13 protein-coding genes are annotated in these 17,392 nt (G+C 71.7%); 5 read left to right on the top strand and 8 right to left on the bottom strand.

Translation table 11 applies throughout. The features are described from left to right. Positions 1-168 precede the first annotated feature (168 nt). Positions 169-1,041: a helix-turn-helix domain-containing protein gene (locus tag ACIBEJ_RS27890; RefSeq protein ID WP_397185779.1), complete on the bottom strand. Its 873-nt coding sequence runs from the start codon at positions 1,039-1,041 to the stop codon at positions 169-171. A gap of 1,040 nt (positions 1,042-2,081) precedes the next feature. On the opposite strand from ACIBEJ_RS27890, the gene ACIBEJ_RS27885 reads away from it, so the two are divergent. Continuing rightward, on the top strand, positions 2,082-3,710 hold the full coding sequence (locus ACIBEJ_RS27885; RefSeq protein WP_397185778.1) for a DUF4082 domain-containing protein: 1,629 nt from the start codon (positions 2,082-2,084) through the stop codon (positions 3,708-3,710). Between the two features lie 46 nt (positions 3,711-3,756). On the opposite strand, the gene ACIBEJ_RS27880 is transcribed toward ACIBEJ_RS27885, so the two are convergent. Genes ACIBEJ_RS27880 through ACIBEJ_RS27865 form a run of 4 tightly spaced genes read right to left on the bottom strand, consistent with a single transcriptional unit; the run spans position 3,757 to position 9,713 of the window. Then, entirely contained in the window at positions 3,757-4,353 is a 597-nt protein-coding gene (locus tag ACIBEJ_RS27880; RefSeq protein WP_397185777.1) for a TIGR03086 family metal-binding protein, read from the bottom strand. Between the two features lie 60 nt (positions 4,354-4,413). After that, the gene (locus ACIBEJ_RS27875) at positions 4,414-5,808 is read right to left on the bottom strand and encodes an SLC13 family permease (RefSeq protein WP_397185776.1); all 1,395 of its coding nucleotides are present in this window, start codon (positions 5,806-5,808) and stop codon (positions 4,414-4,416) included. 24 nt (positions 5,809-5,832) lie between these two features. Then, entirely contained in the window at positions 5,833-8,583 is a 2,751-nt protein-coding gene (locus ACIBEJ_RS27870) for an FAD-binding and (Fe-S)-binding domain-containing protein (RefSeq protein ID WP_397185775.1), read from the bottom strand. Then, a complete protein-coding gene (locus tag ACIBEJ_RS27865) occupies positions 8,580-9,713 on the bottom strand; it encodes a pyridoxal-phosphate-dependent aminotransferase family protein (RefSeq protein ID WP_397185774.1) in 1,134 nt (377 codons plus the stop codon). Before ACIBEJ_RS27865 ends, ACIBEJ_RS27870 begins: the two co-directional genes overlap by 4 nt. Positions 9,714-9,796: 83 nt before the next feature. Here ACIBEJ_RS27865 and ACIBEJ_RS27860 point away from each other — a divergent pair, with 83 nt between their 5' ends. Beyond that, positions 9,797-10,504 carry an IclR family transcriptional regulator gene (locus tag ACIBEJ_RS27860; protein ID WP_397185773.1) on the top strand — a complete coding sequence of 236 codons (708 nt, stop codon included), beginning with the start codon at positions 9,797-9,799 and terminating at the stop codon, positions 10,502-10,504. Here the strand turns inward: ACIBEJ_RS27860 and ACIBEJ_RS27855 are convergent. Beyond that, positions 10,501-11,106 (bottom strand): TetR/AcrR family transcriptional regulator, encoded by a 606-nt coding sequence (locus ACIBEJ_RS27855; RefSeq protein ID WP_397185772.1) that lies wholly within the window; start codon positions 11,104-11,106, stop codon positions 10,501-10,503. The genes ACIBEJ_RS27860 and ACIBEJ_RS27855 overlap by 4 nt on opposite strands. Before the next feature lie 93 nt (positions 11,107-11,199). Here ACIBEJ_RS27855 and ACIBEJ_RS27850 point away from each other — a divergent pair, with 93 nt between their 5' ends. Continuing rightward, positions 11,200-13,509 (top strand): MMPL family transporter, encoded by a 2,310-nt coding sequence (locus ACIBEJ_RS27850; protein ID WP_397185771.1) that lies wholly within the window; start codon positions 11,200-11,202, stop codon positions 13,507-13,509. Here ACIBEJ_RS27850 and ACIBEJ_RS27845 read toward each other — a convergent pair. Then, the gene (locus ACIBEJ_RS27845) at positions 13,419-14,336 is read right to left on the bottom strand and encodes a GNAT family N-acetyltransferase (protein ID WP_397185770.1); all 918 of its coding nucleotides are present in this window, start codon (positions 14,334-14,336) and stop codon (positions 13,419-13,421) included. The genes ACIBEJ_RS27850 and ACIBEJ_RS27845 overlap by 91 nt on opposite strands. Before the next feature lie 31 nt (positions 14,337-14,367). Between ACIBEJ_RS27845 and ACIBEJ_RS27840 the strand changes: the two genes are divergently transcribed. Together ACIBEJ_RS27840 and ACIBEJ_RS27835 are read left to right on the top strand one after the other, a co-directional pair. Next, on the top strand, positions 14,368-15,279 hold the full coding sequence (locus ACIBEJ_RS27840) for a lactonase family protein (protein WP_397185769.1): 912 nt from the start codon (positions 14,368-14,370) through the stop codon (positions 15,277-15,279). A 47-nt stretch (positions 15,280-15,326) separates the two neighbouring features. After that, a complete protein-coding gene (locus tag ACIBEJ_RS27835) occupies positions 15,327-16,658 on the top strand; it encodes a N,N-dimethylformamidase beta subunit family domain-containing protein (protein WP_397185768.1) in 1,332 nt (443 codons plus the stop codon). Here the strand turns inward: ACIBEJ_RS27835 and ACIBEJ_RS27830 are convergent. Then, complete coding sequence (locus ACIBEJ_RS27830) at positions 16,653-17,387, bottom strand: Clp protease N-terminal domain-containing protein (RefSeq protein WP_397185767.1); 735 nt, start codon at positions 17,385-17,387, stop codon at positions 16,653-16,655. The genes ACIBEJ_RS27835 and ACIBEJ_RS27830 overlap by 6 nt on opposite strands. Between the last annotated feature and the right edge of the window lie 5 nt (positions 17,388-17,392).

Here is a 17,392-nt window from a genome sequence, read left to right as displayed (position 1 = left end):
CGCGAGTGGCGCTCCGCTGGTCGGGCACCCGGCCCTCGCGGGTGGCGCTCCGCTGGTCGGGCACTCGGCGCTCGGGGGTGGGGACTCGCTGGTCGGGCAGGTTTGCCGGCCCCAGCCCACTCCTGGGGTGAGGGTGGGAGGCCGGGGTAAGGGTGCGGTGGGCATGGCTCAGCCTCCCGATCGGATGGTGGCGCTGATCTGGGACAGGAAGGACCGGGCCGCGTCGTCGAAGAGCGCCATCCGGGACAGCGCCGCCCACCGGTCGTGGTAGAGGCTCACGCTCTCCGACCCCTTGACGACCAGGTTGGCGTGCACCGTCTCCACCGTGACCACGGCACCGTCGTCGTCCTCGTCGTCGTGGCCCTCGCCGTCCGTCTCGAACATCACGAACGCGTGGGCCATGCTGGTGACCGCCTCGGTGGCGAGCGGGATGAGGCCGACGGAGACGTTCTCCAGGGTGCTGAGCGAGGCGATCCGATCGAGCTGGGCCAGCAGCAGCCGGGGCGGTCCCGGACGCCACCGCAGCGCCGCCTCGGTGATCAGGAACTCGAACCGCTTGGCCTCGTCGTACAGGGCGAGCTGCCGGTCCAGCCTGGCGGCGAGGACGGTGGCCAGCTTGTCCTCCGCGTACCCGGGCTGAAACAGGGTCAGCACCCGCTTCACGTACTCGGCCGTCTGCAGGAGCCCCGGCACGAGCGTGGGCTGAAACGTACGGATCAGGTGCGCCCCTCTCTCCAGCTTCTGGATCTCGCCCTGCAGATGCGGCCGGTTGCGCAGGGCCGCGCGCCACGTTTGCACCTCGGTGAAGGCCGCCTGGGTGAGCGAGGCGAGCACCTCGCGCGTTTCATCGGGCGCGTTCACCGCCTCGGCCCACGCCATCACCTGCGAAAACGACGGCATCGCCGCTCCGGCTTCGATCCGCGAGACCTTGGACTGGCTGATCCCGATCTGTTCGGCGAGATCTCGTCCCGAGACGCCGGCCATGTCACGCAAACGCCTCAACTCTGCTCCAAGCCACTGCCGCTTGATCTGCGGATCCATACCGTCGTCCGTCACCACAGGCACGTGCCTCCCGCATCGGCCGAGATCCCCGCGCACGATGCACGACGATTCGACATGATTCATTATGATGCGAGTCTGTGGGTGATTCAGTGAGTAGTCAACCACCGTACAGGTGGCTGCTCCCCAGTTAGCGGTATAAAGACCGAAATATATGTCTCATAGCGACTTAGCATGATTCATCCACTACCCCACCTCAGCCCCCACACCCTCGCTATGCTCCCCCGCCCTCCCCACAGGCCCCTTCCGCTCCACACGCCCCTTCTGCCCCACACACCCCTCTCGTCCTACACACGCCATGCACCACCCCTGCCCCACGCACCCCTCCTGCCCCACGCACCCCTCCTGCCCCACGCACCCTTCCTGTCCTGCGCACCCCTCTTGCCGCACCCGCTCCGCCTCTGCTGCCCCGCCCGGTGCGTGCCCAACCGCTCCGTCCGGGCCGTGCTTTCGGGCGCGCCGCCCGTCCTGCTCTCCGGCATCCGGCCCATGCGTGTGAGGGCGCGGTGGGGCGGTAGCACGGTGGTGAGGGGGCGTGGCGGCGCCTGGCGGTGGTGTGGGGACGCGGTGGGGCAGTCACTCGGGGGTGAGGGGGCGTGGTGATGCCTGGCGGTGGTGTGGGGTGTGGGGTGTGAGGGCGCGGGGTGGGCTGGCTCCATGGCGGGGTGGGCGATGGGGTGGGGCGGGGGTGGTGGGGAGGGGGTGAGGGGTGGGGGGATTGGGGAAATGGAGAGGAATTTGGTATTTCCCGTATGTGTACTCGGTGCGTCGGTATGATCTGGCGCCGAGATTAGAAGAGGGCTCGAAAGCGGTTATCTCAAAACAGTAAATTCGGATACCCTCAAACGACGGAGCGCCGAACAGTGGGATCTCATGCTGCCAGGTCGAAGCGTAAAAGATCGCGACTGGCGTTAGGGGTGCTCGTGGCCGTCGCGCTGGTCGCCATACCGACGACGAGCGCCGTGGCGGGGGGGTCCGCCCGCCAGGCGCAGAAAACGCAGAAAGCGCAGAAGGTCGAAAAGATGCGGGCGCAGTCGGCGCCCAGCACCCTTCAGGCGAGCCTCTGGGACGAAAGGCCGGTCACCGCCCCGCGCCGGGTCGAGCGGATACCCCTGGAACTCGGCGTACGCTTCACGGCCGACAGAAACGGCGAGATCTCCGGCATCCGCTTCTACAAGGCGCGCGGTGAGCGTGGCCGACATGTCGGGACTCTCTGGGACGCCCGGGGCCGCGTGCTGGCCAGGGCGCAGTTCGGTCAGGAGACCCGCGAGGGGTGGCAGACGGCGCTCTTCGGTGATCCCGTCCCGGTGTCGGCGGGCGCGGTCTACACCGCCTCGTACCACACCCGCCACGGCACCTATGTCGCCCAGCGCGGTGGCTTCTCGCAGCCGGTCGTGTCCGGTCCGCTGTCCGCGCCGTCCGACCGCAACGGCGTCTTCGCGTACGGCAAGCGCCCCCGCTTCCCCGCCTACGCCAACCCGGCGAAGTTCAACTACTTCACCGACGTGATCTTCAACTACCGCCCGTCCCCCAGCCCCACGGCGACGCCGACCCCCACCAAGCCCACGAACACCCCCACGGTCACGCCCACGAAGCCCACGGTGACGCCGACCAGCACCCCGACCAAGCCGACCAGCACCCCCACACGGCCCACCACCACGCCGACCAGCACGCCCACGAGCACACCGACCAAGCCCACCAGCACACCCACGAGCACACCGACCAAGCCCACCAGCACACCAACCAAGCCGACCAGCACACCAACCAATACGCCGACCAGTACGCCGACCAGTACGCCGACCAGTACGCCGACCAGTACGCCCACGAAGCCCACATCCACCCCGACCAAGCCCACCGACCCACCCCCCATGGCCGGCTTCCCCAACGAGGGCAACACCGGCCCCACCGTCTCCACGTTCAAGAAGATCAAGGGCGGCGAGGTCAAGCAGGACGGGGCGGTGTTCGACGGGGTGGAGGTCAGTGAGGGCTTCGACATCTGGGCCGACAACGTGACGATCCGCAACTGCAAGATCATCACCAGCGGCTACTGGGGCATCCAGCTACGCCCCGGCCACACCAACCTCACGGTCGAGAACTGCGAGATCGGCTCGAACAGGAAGACCAAGCTCGACATCGGCATCTGGAACGACGGCACCGGTGACATGACGGTTCGCCGCAACGACATCCACACGACGTCGAACGCCGCCATCATGGCCAAGTCCGGCCTCATCGAGGACAACTACATCCACGACATGTGGCAGGCCAACCCGGGCGACCACACCGACGGCATCCAGACCAACGGCAACAAGGAGAAGAACAAGCTGGTCATCCGCCACAACACGATCATCAACCCGGAGAACCAGACCTCGGCCATCATCCTGAGCCCGGTCTTCGGCCCGATCCACGACGTGGAGGTCACCGGCAACCTGCTGGCCGGAGGCGGCTACTGCATCTACGGCGGCGCCAAGCACGTCCAGCACCCCTACTCGCCCTACAACGTGGTCATCAAGGACAACGTCTTCAGCCGCCAGGTCTTCAGCAAGTGCGGCTACTACGGCCCGATGGCCCACTTCGACTCCAAGGCCGAGGGCAACGTCTGGAGCAACAACCGCTGGGAGGACGGCGGCCAGGCCGTAGGCTCGGGCGGCTGACCTCCTGCCCCGGGGGCGCGCACACGCCCGCCCCCGGGGACAAAACCTAGGGACGCCGCCAGCCCGGGTCGCGGCCGATCAGCCCCAGCAGCCGGTCCTGCAGCGGAGCCTCGGGCGCGACCGGAACCTCGCGCCCGAACACCTCGATCCCCGGCCCGAACGCCCCCGGCGTCCGGAACTTCTCGAGCAGCTCCGGCGGCAGCCCCGACACCGACTCCCACGACAGCCGCACGTCCTCCGGATCGATGGTGGCCTCCTGGCCGGTCGCCTTGGCCAGGTCCCATCCGTGCAGCGGCAGGTCGGCGCTCACGACCTCGTTGACGTGCCGGGCGGCGGTCATCCGCCCGGACGGGGTGTCGCACTCGGTGTTCGCCGCGGCCGGGTCGGACAGCAGCGCCTCGACGTCGGCGCGCGCGGCGCGGAAGGCGGCGAGCGGGTCCTCCTTCACCGATGGGGCAGGGCTGAGCCCGCGGCCGACCGGGCTCAGCATGACGGCGTGCATGTCCACGATGTGTTCCACCACGTCGCGGGCGGTCCACTGCGCGCAGGGCGACGGGTCCGCCCACTGCTCGGGCCGGACCGCGGCGACCTTCGCCTCGAAGGCGTCGGCCCGGCGGCGGTAGACGTCGGCGATCTCGTTCATAACCCCTCGTTTCCATAACCTAATGGTTTTCTACCGGCTCACGAGGGGACCGGTCAAGCGTCAGCCGAGCCAGCCGGGCACCACCAGCAGCGCCCACGCCGCCAGCGGGCCGACGACCACGACGGCGGCGCCGTAACCGAGGAGCTTGCGGTAGAAGACGTCGCGGTCCATGCCCCTGACGTTGGCGACGAGCAGCGCGCCCGTGGTCGAGAACGGGCTGACGTCCACGATCGCCGAGGACACCGCCAGCGCCGCGATCATCGCGATCGGGCCGAGCGTCCCCTGCGACAGGAACGGCACCGCCATCGGCACCAGCGCCCCCAGGATGCCGACGGTCGAGGCGAAGGCCGACACCACGCCGCCCACGTAACAGATGAGCAGCGCGACCACGAGCGGAACCCCGATCGCCGCCACGTGCGTGCCGACCCAGTCGATCGTCCCGATCTCCTGCAGCACGCCCACGTAGGTGACCACGCCGCAGATCAGCAGCACCGTCGGCCACGCCACCCGCTCGACCGCGCCCTTGTTGGCCTTGGGCGAGGTGAGCGAGAGGATCACGGCGACGGTGACCGCGGTCAGCCCCAGGTCCAGCTTGAACGCCAGCACCCCCGCGCACAGCCCCACGATCCCGGCCAGCGTGAGCGCCTGGTGCGTGGTCAGCCGCAGCCCCGTCCCGGGCCTGGCGATGGTCGCGGTCCCGCCGCCACCAGAAGCCACGCCGGGAGAAGCCACGCCGCCGGGAGAAGCCGAGCCGCCGTCTGAAGTCACGCCGCCGGAGGTCCCGCTGTGCTCCTCGGCGAGCGTCTCCTCCGCGACCTGCTCCTCCGAAGGCCCGCCGGACACGGTACGGCGGGCCAGCGCCGGCCCCCCGAACATGAGGAAGACGATGACCGCCGCCGCCGCGTTGAAGGCGAAGCTGGCCAGGAACAGCACCAGGCTGGAGCTGGGCAGCCCGGCCTCCTTGGTGACCCCGTTGACGATGCCGCCCAGCACCGAGATCGGGGAGAAGGCCCCCGCCTGGGTGCCGTGGGCGACCATGAGGCCGATGAGCAGGGCGTGGATCTTGTACTGGGCGGCGAAGCCGTACGCGATGGGGGCGAGGATGGCGGCGACGGCGGGTGCGGGCGCGCCGACCGCGGTGAGCAGCGCGGCGATCGTGAAGATCACCAGCGGGATGGCGACGATGCGCCCGCGCACGAGGTGGACGGCGGCTCGCACGAGCCAGTCGACGGTCCCGTTGTTGGTGGCGATCGCGAACAGCAGCGTCACCCCGACCAGGATCACGAACAGGCTGCCGGGGAACGCGCCGAGGATGTCGTCGGTGCCCATCCCGGCGGCGAGGGTGCCGACGAGGAAGGCTCCGACGAGGGCCAGGGCTCCCAGGTTGACGGGGAAGACCGTGGCCACGACGAACATCAGGATGAGAGCGAGTATGGACAGGAGTTCGGCGGACATGACATGACTCCGTTCTCCCCCGAGTCAGGTCACCAGGCGGATGAGTTCGACGGGATGGCGGGCGGTGCGGCCGGTGCCGTGGGCGATCTGCTGGCGGCAGGACACGCCCGTGGCCGCGACCAGGGTGTCCTCGGTGGTGGCGGACACGGCAGGGAACAGCCGCAGGCCGCCGATCTTCATGGACAACTCGTAGTGCTCGGCCTCGAACCCGAACGATCCGGCCATGCCACAGCAGCCGGCGTCGAGTTCGCTCACCGTGGCGCCGGGGATGCGCGTGAGCAGTTCGCGCGTGGCGGCGGTGCCGGTGACGGCCTTCTCGTGACAGTGGCCGTGGAAGAGGATCGTGCGCCCGCCGAGGCCGTCGCCGAGCGGCAGCGCGCCGCCGTCGATGGCCTCCAGCAGCAGTTCCGGTACGAGGCGGGCGCGCGCGGCCACCTCCTTGACGCGGGGGTCGCCGGGCAGGAGCGCCGCGTACTCGTCCTTGAGCGTGAGCAGGCAGGACGGCTCCAGCCCGACGATCGGCGCGTCGGAGGCGGACAGGCGGGTGACCATCGACTCGGCCATGTCCCTGGCCCTGTCGAGCAGGCCCTTGGACAGGCTGGATCGGCCGCAGCAGCCTTCGGCGGCCAGCCGTACCGTGTAGCCGGCCTTTTCCAGCAGCTCGACGGCGGCCCTGCCGATGGCGGGCTCGGTGAAGGAGGTGAAGGAGTCGGCCAGCAGGATGACCTCGCCCCTGTCGCCGGGTGCCGGGGTGCGGCGGGCGTGCCAGCGCGGCAGCGTCTCGCGGCTGAAGCGGGGCAGCGGGCGCTGCCTGGCCAGGCCGAGCGCGCCGCGCAGCGGGGCGGCGAGCAGGTTGGACAGCGGCGCGGTGGCCGAGCCGAGCCGGTTGAGCGTGCGGATCGCGCCGAACAGCCGCGAGCGCAGTGGCACGCCGTGCGTCTGGTGGTACTGGTGCAGCGCCTCGCTCTTCAGCGAGGCCATGTCCACGCCGAGCGGGCACTCCGACGTGCACGCCTTGCACTCCAGGCACAGGTCGAGGATGCCGTGCAGCCGCTCCTCGCCGAGCGCGGCCCGGGGGTCGGGCGAGGACAGCGCCTTGACCAGGGCGTTGGCCCGGCCGCGGGTGGAGTGCTCCTCCTCGCGGGTGGCCATGTAGGAGGGGCACATGACGCCCGCGTCCTCCTTGCGGCAGGCGCCGATGTTCATGCAGCGGTCGGCGGCGGCGTGCATGCCGTCGGCGAACGCGAGCGTCGTGCGCAGCGGCGGCGGCTCGGGGCGGGAGGGGTCGCGCAGGTGCTCGGTCATCGGGGCGGCGTCCACGATCTTGCCCGGGTTGAGCAGGTTGCCCGGGTCGAACAGCCGCTTGACCTCCCGCATCGCCGCGTAGACGTCCGCGCCGAACAGCCGCTCGTTGAACTCCGAGCGGGCCAGGCCGTCGCCGTGCTCGCTGGAGTTCACGCCGCCGTGGCGGGCGGCCAGCTCCGCGACCTCCTCGGCGACCGCGCGCATGGCCTCGACCTCGCCGGGCGCGCGCAGGTCGACGAAGGGGCGTACGTGCAGGCAGCCGACCGAGCAGTGGCCGTAGAAGCCGGCCTTCATGCCGTGCCGTTCCAGGATCTTCGCGAACTCCGCGACGTACGGCACCAGCGCCTCCGGCGGCACGGCGGTGTCCTCGACGAAGGCCAGCGGGCGCCGGCTGCCGACGCTGGAGGCCATGAGCAGCCCGAGCCCGGCCTTGCGCACCTTCAGTACGGCTTCGCGCTGCTCCTTGGAGACGGCGCGCAGCGTGTGGTAGCCGTGCCCGGCCGCCTTCCAGGCCCTGGCCAGTTCCTCCACCCGGTCGGCGGCGTCGTCGCCGAAGAACTCCACGAACAGCAGCGCCTCCGGGTCGCCCTCCAGGATGTCGCCGAGCCCGGCGTAGTCCACGCGCTGCCGCGACAGGTCGAGGATGGCTTTGTCCATGAGCTCGACCGAGGCGGCGTCCAGGGCGAGGGCCTCGTGGGTGGCGGCGATCGCGGGCAGGGTGCCGTCGAAGTGGCCGACGGCGATCGCCCGCGTGCCGGGCCGCGGCACGAGGCGTACGGTCGCCTCCGTCACCACCGCCAGCGTCCCCTCCGAGCCGACGATCAGCGGGGTGAGGTCGTCGGGTTGGACCCGGTCGAGGCGGTAGCCGCCGGAATGCCGCCAGAACCGCGGGTAGCCCGCGAGGTCCAGGTTCTCCAGGATCGCGGCCACCCCGGCGCGTAGCCTCTCGTCCGTGGCCAGATCGGGGGTGGAGGCGTCGGCCAGGACCACGCTCAGCGCCTCGACGTGGTCGATCGTCGAACCGTAGCGGATCGAGTGGCTGCCGGCGGAGTTGTTGCCGATCATGCCGCCGATGGTGGCGCGGTTGCTGGTCGAGGTGTCGGGGCCGAACATCATCCCGTGCTTGGCGGCGGCCCGGTTGAGCTGGTCCTGGACCACGCCGGGCTGGACCCTGGCCAGGCCGCCGTCGATCTCCAGGATGCGGTTCATGTGCCGGGAGAAATCCACGATCACCGCCGCGCCGACGGTCTGCCCGGCCAGGCTCGTGCCCGCGCCTCTGGGCAGCACCGGCACCCCGAGCCCGCCGCAGGCCGTGACCAGCGCGCGTACGTCGTCGGTGTGCCTGGGGTAGGCGACGGCCAGGGGTTCGATGGCGTACATGCTGGCGTCGGAGGAGTAGAGGTGGCGCGTGTAGTCGTCGTCCCTGACCTCGCCGGACAGCAGCGGACCGAGCGTCCGCGCGAGGCTCATGCCCCGTCCTCCAGATAGGCCAGCGCCCGCTGGACGCCGCCGTCCTTGATCGGCACCCCGGCGGCCCGCAGCCCCATCTCGACGCCGCCCAGCGTGCCGGCGAGCATGAGGTCGGTGAAGTGGCCCAGGTGGCCGATGCGGAAGACCCGCCCGGCGAGCCTGCCCAGGCCGGTGCCGAGCGACATGTCGAAGCGCTCTAGCACCACCCTGCGCACCTCGTCGGCGTCGAAGCCGTTCGGCACCACGACCGCGGTCAGCGCGCTGGAGTACTCCCGCTCGTCGGCGCACAACACCTCAAGCCCCCATCCCCGTACGGCCCGCCGCGTCGCCTCCGCGTGCCGGTCGTGCCGGGCGAAGACCTGGGCAAGCCCTTCCTCCTCCAGCATGGCCAGCGCCTCGGCCAGGCCGTACAGCAGGTTGGTGGGCGGGGTGTAGGGGAAGTAGCCGGAGTGGTTGGCCTCGATGATCGGCCCCCAGTCCCAGTAGGAGCGCGGCAGGCGTCCCGGATGGTCCAGCGCCTTGGGGCTGACCGCGTTGAAGGCCAGGCCGGGCGGGAGCATCAGGCCCTTCTGCGAGCAGCCGACGGTGACGTCGACGCCCCACTCGTCGTGCCGGTAGTCGATGGAGCCCAGCGACGAGATCGTGTCGACCAGCAGCAGCGCGGGGTGCCCGGCGCGGTCGAGCGCCGCCCGGATCTCCGGGACCCGGCTGCGCACGCCGGTCGAGGTCTCGTTGTGCACCACCATGACGGCGGCGGTCTCGTCGGTGAGGTGCTCGGCGACCAGGTCGGGATCGACGCCGTGCCGCCAGTCGCCGGGGACGACGTCCACCTCCAGACCGAGGCCGGCGGCCATGCGGCACCAGAGCGTGGCGAAGTGCCCGGTCTCGAAGGCCAGCACCCGATCGCCCGGCGACAGGGTGTTGACCAGGGCGGCCTCCCAGGCGCCGGTGCCCGAGGACGGGTAGACGACCACGTCGCCGGCGGTCTGGACGACCGCGGCCAGGCGCGGCAGCAGGTCCAGCGTGAGCTCGGCGAACGCCGGCCCGCGATGGTCGATGGTCGGACGGGCCATCGCCTGCAGCACGCGCTGCGGGACGTTGGTCGGGCCTGGGATTTGCAAGAAGTGCACGATTCCTCCGTGCCGTCTCGCGGCACAGCGTGCCGTGTTGCGGTTCACTAACCTTAGAAGCGGGTCGTCGAAGGAGTCAATGGATGCAGAACGTGGTCAACGCCCTGCGCGCCCTCGAAGAGGTCGCGGCCCGGCAGCCCATCGGCGTGGGCGAGCTCGCCCGCGCGCTTGGGCTGCCCAAGAGCACCGTGCAGCGCTCGCTGCGCACCCTGCACGAGGCGGGCTGGATCCGGCCCGCCGGGGGCGAGGTCACCCGCTGGCTGGTCACCACTAAGGCGCTGCAGGTCGGGCGGCGGGCCGAGCTGGGGCTGCGGGACGTGGCGCTGCCGGTCATGGAGGAGCTGCGGCAGCGCACCGGCGAGACCGTGCACCTGATGGTTCCCGAGGGGGACGCCGTCGTGCTCATCGAACGCCTGGAGACCGACAAGCCGCTGCGGATCGTGCTGCCGCTGGGCATCCGGCTGCCGCTGCACGCCTCGGCGAACGGCAAGGCCGTACTGGCCCATCTGCCCGGTGACCTGCCGCCGCTGGAGCCCTACACCTCCGCCACCATCACGGACCCGGAGGTGCTGCGGGAGGAGCTGGCCCTGATCCGCGACCGGGGCTGGGCCGACAACCGGGGGGAGTGGCGCTCCGACATCGCCGCGGTGGCCGCCGGGGTCCTGGGGGCCGACGGCCCGGTGGCCAGCCTCAGCATCTCCTGCCCGGCCACCCGCATGACCGACGACCTGCGCCCGGAGTACGGCAAGCTCGTCACCGAATCCGCCACCCGCATAGCCGCCGCCCTCTAGCCCGCCGCCGGGTGTGGGGCGAGGTAGCGGGTCAGGGCGGTCTTCAGTTCGGTGATCAGGGCTTCGGGGTCCGGGGCGGCCGGGAGCAGGGGCATCACCGCCTTGACCATGGCGACCGCCATGGTGCCCAGCAGGAGCGCTCGGGGCTCGGGCAGGCCGGGGGAGCGGCGGCGGAGCATGGTGGCCACGTTGGCGGCGATGGCCTCGTGCAGGCGGGCCGACGCGGTGGCCAGGCGGTCGCCGGTGGCCGTGCCGTACAGGAGGGCCCAGTAGGCGGGGGCGCGTGACTTGAAGGCGACGCTCTCGTCGACCAGTTGGCCGACCAGGACCTCCAGGGGGACCGTCGGGCTGAGAGTGGCCAGGCGGCCGGCCCAGAACTCCTGGCGTTCGTCGGTGTAGCGGGCGACCAGGCCGTCGAGGATCTCGTCCTTGTTGCGGAAGAACTGGTACAGCGAGCCCGGCGACAGCCCCGCTCGCGCCGCGACGTGGTTGGTCGTCAGGTCCGGGTAGCCGATCTCGGCGATCACCAGCTCGGCGGCGTCGAGGATCTCGGCCATGCGCTTGAGCCCGCGCGCCTGCCTGCGGACGGGTCGCTCGGTCATGGGCACACCTCGTTGACAAATGCGAGCATTTACTTGTATTTCTGGCTAGGAGCACAAACACGAGTAGTTTACCGAGTTTCGGGGGGAACCCTCATGAACGCTGTGCCGATCCGTCCGGGTGTCGCGCCGCCGCCGCGGCTGCGCAGGCTGGGACATTTCCTGGTACGGCGCCGCCGCCCCGTCCTGGCCCTTGCCCTCCTGGCCTTCGTGATCGCCGCCGCCCTGGCGGCCGGTGCGGTGCCCAGACTGTCGCTGGCCAGGTTCGAGGCGCCGGGGTCGGAGTCCGACCGGGCCCAGGCCGAACTGGCCGGCCGCTTCCAGACCGGCAGCCCTGACATGATCTTCCTGGTCACCGCCGTCAGCGGCGGCGTGGACGACCCGGCCGTGGCCGCCGCGGGACGCGAGCTCACCGCCCGCGCCAAGGCCGTGCCCGGCGTGGCCGAGGCCGCCTCCTACTGGACCCGCGGCAACCCCGCCACCCTGCGCAGCGGCGACGGCAGGCACGCGCTCATCGTGGTCCGCATCCCCGGCGACGCCGACCACGTGCGCGGCACGGTGCTGCCCGCGCTGGTGCCCAGGATGGGCGAGGGCGTCGCGGGCGTGGCCACGGTGCGGGCGGGCGGCGGCGAGGAGGTGTTCCGGCAGACCGTCCCGCTGGCCAGACAGGACTTCGTGCGGGCCGAGCTGGTGATCTTCCCGCTGGTGTTCGTGCTGCTGTGGTGGTACCTGCGGCGTCCGGTGGCGGCGCTGGTGCCGATCCTGGCCGGGGTGTTCGCGATGGCGATCGGGCTGGCGCTGCTGCGGGGCGTGCTGGTCTTCACCGACGTGTCCACGTTCGCGCTGAACCTCACGCTCGCCATGGGACTCGGGCTGGGCGTGGACTACTGCCTGTTCGTCATCGCCCGCTTCCGCGAGGAGACCAGGGCGGGGCGCGACCGGGCCGACGCGGTGGCGGGGGCGGTGGAGCACGCCGGGCGCACGGTGCTCTTCAGCGGGCTGACGGTGGCGGCGTCGCTGGCGGTGCTGTTCGCGCTGCCGTTCGGGTTCCTGCGCTCGTTCGCCTTCGCGGGGATCGCGGTCGTGGCGGGCGGGGTGGCGGTGGCCTTGCTGGTGCTGCCGGCCGTACTGGCGACGGTGGGCGGCGCGGTGCTACCCAAGGCGCGGGCACGCGCGAACGGCGAGGCGCGGGGGGAGGGGTTCTGGCACGGGCTGGCCGTGCTGGTCATGCGGCGGCCGCTCGTCTACGGGGGCGTGGCCACCGCGCTGCTGCTCACGCTGGCCTCGCCGTTCCTGGGCCTCAACTTCGGCACCGCCGACGACCGGATCCTCCCGGCCTCGGCCCCCGCGCGCCAGACCCAGGAGGTCATCCGGCAGAGCTTCCCCGCCGAGGAGACCGACGCCATCCAGATCGTCGCGACAAGTCCCCCGACAGGCGAAATTTCGGCGTACGCGGCCACTCTCTCCCGCCTCCCCGGCGTGGCCCAGGTCGACTCCGCGGCCGGTTCCTACACCAGGGGCGAACGAACCGGCGACGGCGACCCCTCCAGGTTCGGCCCCGCGGAGAAGGGCACCTGGCTGTCGGTCGTCCCCGGCACCGAGGCGCTGGCCGCGGACCCCGTGGACCTGGTGGCGGCGGTCCGCGAAACCCCCGCCCCCTTCCAGCGCCTGGTGGGCGGCTACCCCGCCGAGCTGGCCGATTACCGGGCCTCCATCGTCGACCGCCTCCCGCTGGTCCTGGCCCTGATGCTGGGCGTCACCTTCGCCCTGCTGTTCGCCATGACCCGCAGCCTGCTCATCCCGCTGAAGGCCACGCTCCTGAACATCCTCAGCCTGGGCGTCATGTTCGGCGCGATCGTCTGGATCTTCCAGGAGGGCAACCTGTCAGGCGTGCTCGGCTTCACCGCGACCGGCACCCTGGACGCGAGCATCCCGATCCTCATGCTCTGCGTCGCCTACGGACTGTCCATGGACTACGAGGTGTTCCTGCTGTCGCGGATCAAGGAGGAGTACGACCGCACCGGCGACACCACGCGCGCCGTCGCCGCGGGCCTGCGCGAGGGCGCCCCGCTGATCACGGCGGCCGGAGGCATCCTGGCGGTGTCGTTCGCGGCCTATGCGACGGCGAGCGTGTCGTTCGTGCAGATGCTGGGCGTCGGCATGGCGATCGCCGTCCTGGTCGACGCCACGGTGATCAGGGCGATCCTGGTCCCGGCGGCCATGCGCCTGGCCGGTCCGCTGAACTGGTGGCCCAGCCCGCCTCAGAGCGGCCGCGACCCCAGCCGGCCGCAGAGCGGCCGCGACCTCAGGCGGCCTCAGAGCGGCCGCGACCAGATCTGCTCGACCACCGGCACGCCGTTCTCCTCGCCCTTCTCCTCCGACTCCAGCGCGAACCCGGCCTCCTGATAGATCCGGCGCGCGCTCACCAGGCTGTCGCGCGTCCACAGCACGATCCGCCCGAACCCCTGCTCCCGCGCGTGCCGCAGGCACTCGCCGACCAGCCGCCGCCCGATGCCGAGCCCCCTGGCAGACGGCTCGACCAGCAGCATCCGGAGCTGAGCCGTCTCCTCGTCCCTGCGCACGCAGAACACGCAGCCCACCCGTTCCCCGTCCACCTCGACGATCCACCCGGCGTCGCGCTCGGGGGAGTAGGCGGCGCAGATCCCGGCCACGGTCTGCTCGAAGGCCAGCCCCCAGCCGTACTCCTCCGCGTAGAGGGCGCCGTGCCGCTGCACGACCCAGCCGAGGTCCCCGGCGCGCGGCCCTCTGATGACGTACGGCTCCCGCCCGGCCACGGCCGGGTCCCCGAGCAGGCGGCGGATGAGGGCCATGCCGCCGACCAGCCGCCCCTGGTCCTCCTCGGTCAGCCCGTCGAGCAGCCGCGCGATCTCGCCCGCCGCCTGCTCGTCGAGCCGGGCGAAGGTGGCGGTGCCGAGGGGGCTGAGCCGTACGAGCTGCTTGCGGGCGTCGTGCGGGGAGCGGCGGCGGGAGATGACGCCGTCCTTGTCGAAGCGGGTGAGGATGCGGCTCAGGTAACCGGCGTCCACGTCGAGCAGGGCCCGCAGCTCGCCCGTCTCCAGCTCACCGGCGTGCGAGACCTCGAACAGGACCCGCACCTCGGTCAGCGAGTAGGGGGAGTCGAGCAGCCCTGCCTGCAGGACGCCGATCACCTTCGTATAGAACCGGTTGAAGGCCCTGACCTCAGAAACCCTTGCTTCAGTCAACGAACTCATTGCCCTAGTCAACCATGAAGAGGATTCTCCTGTGAAGCAGCTCTATGTCGGCGGGTACGGCGACGGCATCGTCACCGTGGGTGAAGGACTCACCCCCGCCCCCTCGCCCTCCTTCCTGGCCGCACACCCGTCGCTGCCCGTCCTGTACGCCGCGGGCGAGCTGGGCGAGGGCGTGCTGCTGTCGTACGCCACCGGCGGCGGCCTGCGCGAGACCGGACGGCGGCCGAGCGGCGGCGACAGCCCGTGCCACGTGGCGGTGCACCCGTCGGGCACGCTGCTGGCCGCGGCCAACTACGGCGACGGCGTCGCGAGCCTGCACCGGCTCGACGACGAGGGCCGATTCACCGGCGAGCCGATCCTGCTGCCCCACACGGGCTCGGGTCCCCACCCCGACCGCCAGCAGGGCCCGCACGCCCACCAGTGCGTCTTCCACGAGGACGTGCTCCACGTCTCCGACCTTGGCACCGACGAGATCCGCCGCTACACGCTGACCGGCGAGGCCCTGGAGCCGGTGCGTCTTGCGCCCGGCATGGGCCCGCGCCACCTGGTCTTCACCCCCGGCGGCCGGGTCTACGTCGCGGGCGAGCTCGACGGCACCCTGCGCGCCTACGACTCCTCCGGCTGGCGCGAGCTCTGGCAGGCCCCCGCCAGCGCCGCGGACGGCGTCAACTTCCCCTCCCACCTCGACGCCGCGCACGGCCGCCTCTACCTGCTCAACCGCGGCCCCAACACCCTGTCCGTCTTCACCGAGGACGGGGACAAGCTCGCCGAGGTCCCCTCCGGCGGCGACTGGCCGCGCCACTTCGCCGTCGACGGCGCCACCCTCTGGATCGCCAACCAGAAGTCCGGCACGGTCGACGCCTTCACCCTGGAGGGCGAGGCGCCCGTCCCGACCGGCGAGTCGATCGAGGTCAAGAGTCCGGCCTGCGTGCTGCCGGTCTAGGCAAAGCGGCCCGCGACCCCGGGCGGCGCCGATGATCATGAGCGTTCGTGCGCACGCTCATCTCGGCCGCCGCCCTGTCCCTGGGGCTGCTGGCAGGCTGCACCGCCGCGGCCCCGTCACCCCACGCCCCTCCCGCGGCCACGCGCGAGCCGCCGCCGCGCGCGGCCGCCTGGCGGATCACGCACCAGGGCGCCGAGCACGAGATCGAGGGCTACGCCGACCGCGTCAGCGTCCTGCCGGGCGAGCGGTTCTGGCTGCGCGTGTCCACGACGGCGCCGCGCTTCACCGTGCGCGCCTTCCGCATGGGCGCGCCCGTCACGCAGGTGTGGGCCTCCGCCCAGGTCTCCGGCGTACGGCAGGCCGCCCCCAGGACCGGCGCGCGCGCCATGGTCACCGCCGCCCACTGGAGGCCGTCGCTGCGCGTGGACACGACCGGCTGGCGGGAGGGCGCCTACCTGCTGCGCCTGGACGCCTCCACCGGCGGCCAGCGGTACGTGCCGGTGACCGTCAGGTCGGCCTCCACGGCGGGCCGCGTGGTGATCGTCAACGCGGTCACCACCTGGCAGGCGTACAACCGCTGGGGCGGCCGCAACCTCTACGAGGGTCCCGGCGGCTTCGCGGCCCGCTCGCGCGCCGTCACCTTCGACCGCCCCTACGACACCAACGGCGCCCGCCTCTTCCTCGACCTGGAGAAGGACGCCATCGAGGTGGCCGAGCGCGGCGGGCTCAGGACGGCGTACCTGACCTCGCTGGATCTTCGGCCGGGCGCGCTGGACGGGGCGCGGGCGGTGGTCTCGCTGGGCCACGACGAGTACTGGACGGCCGGCATGCGCGAGGTCGTCACCCGCGCCCGCGACCGGGGCGTCAACCTGGCCTTCCTCGGCGCGAACGCCGTCTACTGGAAGATCGGGCTGAACGGGCGCGTGGTCGAGTGCGACAAGGAGACGCGCTGCCCGCTCTGGCGCAGCGTCGCGCCGGAGAGCTCGCTGGTGGGGCAGATGTACGACTGCTTCCCGGCGGAGGCGGCGTACGTGGTGCGCCGGCCGGGCCACTGGATCTTCGCGGGCACGCGCGGCAGGCGCTTCCCCGGCATGGCGGGCGTGGAGACCGACCGGGTCTCGCGCGGCTCGCCGCGCGGGGTGGAGGTGCTGGCCGAGTCGCCGGTCGACTGCGGCGGACGGCCGACCGTCGCCCACAGCACCTACTACGTCGCGCCCAGCGCGGCCGGGGTGTTCGCCAGCGGGACCATGCGCTGGGTGTGCGCGATGCGCGGGCGGCGCTGCGGGCACGGCGTCACCCGGGACGCCGCCGCCTTCACCCGCCGCGCCACCGCCAACATCCTGGCCAGGTTCGCCAAGGGGCCCGCCGGGCGGCTATGACCCGCGGGTGATCTCGGCGAGCATGCGCAGGATCTCCCGCTCGGCCGCCTCCTTGGTGACGCCGAGGCCCTCCAGCACGACCACCGCGGGCGCGTCGGCCGCCTCGGTGGTCTCGGGCAGGGACAGGACGCCGAGCAGGATGTGCTCGGTGCCCACGTAGTTGTGGCCGAGCCGCAGGCCCTCGCGCAGGGTCAGCTCCATGATCTTCTTGGCCTGGGAGGAGAAGGGGATCTGGGGCCCCGGCACGCCGGTTCCGGGAGGCAGCGTGTTGAGCATCGCCTCCTTGACCGTGTCGAGCGGGGCGCCGAGGGCGGCCATGCACTTGCCCGCCAGCGCGGTGGGCTCATGGAGCAGTCCGAGGACGACGTGGGCGGGCTCGATGTGACCGTGGCCGGTTTTCCTGGCCTCCTCCATGGCGCCGACCACGCAGCGGCGGGCGCGGTCGGTGAAGCGGGAGTAGGAGGCCATGTCGTCGGCCAGCGAGCCCTCCTTGGGGACGAACCGCTTCTGGGCGGCCTGCTTGGTCACGCCCATGCTGCGGCCGATCTCCGTCCAGGAGGCACCGGAGTGACGGGCCTGGTCGACGAAGTGCCCGATGAGATGGTCGGCCACCTCGCCGAGGTGCTCGCCCAGGTACACGGCGTCGGAGAGCTGGCCCAGGGGGTCGCCGTCGGGGTGGCGCTTCTTGATCGCGCTGATGAGGTCGTCGAGACGAACCGTTTCTTCCATGCGTC

Source organism: Nonomuraea sp. NPDC050790 (assembly GCF_044456745.1).
In the GTDB taxonomy this organism is placed as follows: Bacteria; Actinomycetota; Actinomycetes; order Streptosporangiales; family Streptosporangiaceae; genus Nonomuraea.
Note: the sequence above shows the minus strand (reverse complement) of the source record. Positions and strands in the feature narration are given on the sequence as shown.

Bases quoted from the DNA above. Each gene is read 5' to 3' on its own strand.
- ACIBEJ_RS27890 (WP_397185779.1), bottom strand. From the start codon at position 1,041: ATGGATCCGCAGATCAAGCGGCAGTGGCTTGGAGCAGAGTTGAGGCGT.
- ACIBEJ_RS27885 (WP_397185778.1), top strand. From the start codon at position 2,082: ATGCGGGCGCAGTCGGCGCCCAGCACCCTTCAGGCGAGCCTCTGGGAC.
- ACIBEJ_RS27880 (WP_397185777.1), bottom strand. From the start codon at position 4,353: ATGAACGAGATCGCCGACGTCTACCGCCGCCGGGCCGACGCCTTCGAG.
- ACIBEJ_RS27875 (WP_397185776.1), bottom strand. From the start codon at position 5,808: ATGTCCGCCGAACTCCTGTCCATACTCGCTCTCATCCTGATGTTCGTC.
- ACIBEJ_RS27870 (WP_397185775.1), bottom strand. From the start codon at position 8,583: ATGAGCCTCGCGCGGACGCTCGGTCCGCTGCTGTCCGGCGAGGTCAGG.
- ACIBEJ_RS27860 (WP_397185773.1), top strand. From the start codon at position 9,797: ATGCAGAACGTGGTCAACGCCCTGCGCGCCCTCGAAGAGGTCGCGGCC.
- ACIBEJ_RS27855 (WP_397185772.1), bottom strand. From the start codon at position 11,106: ATGACCGAGCGACCCGTCCGCAGGCAGGCGCGCGGGCTCAAGCGCATG.
- ACIBEJ_RS27850 (WP_397185771.1), top strand. From the start codon at position 11,200: ATGAACGCTGTGCCGATCCGTCCGGGTGTCGCGCCGCCGCCGCGGCTG.
- ACIBEJ_RS27845 (WP_397185770.1), bottom strand. From the start codon at position 14,336: ATGAGTTCGTTGACTGAAGCAAGGGTTTCTGAGGTCAGGGCCTTCAAC.
- ACIBEJ_RS27830 (WP_397185767.1), bottom strand. From the start codon at position 17,387: ATGGAAGAAACGGTTCGTCTCGACGACCTCATCAGCGCGATCAAGAAG.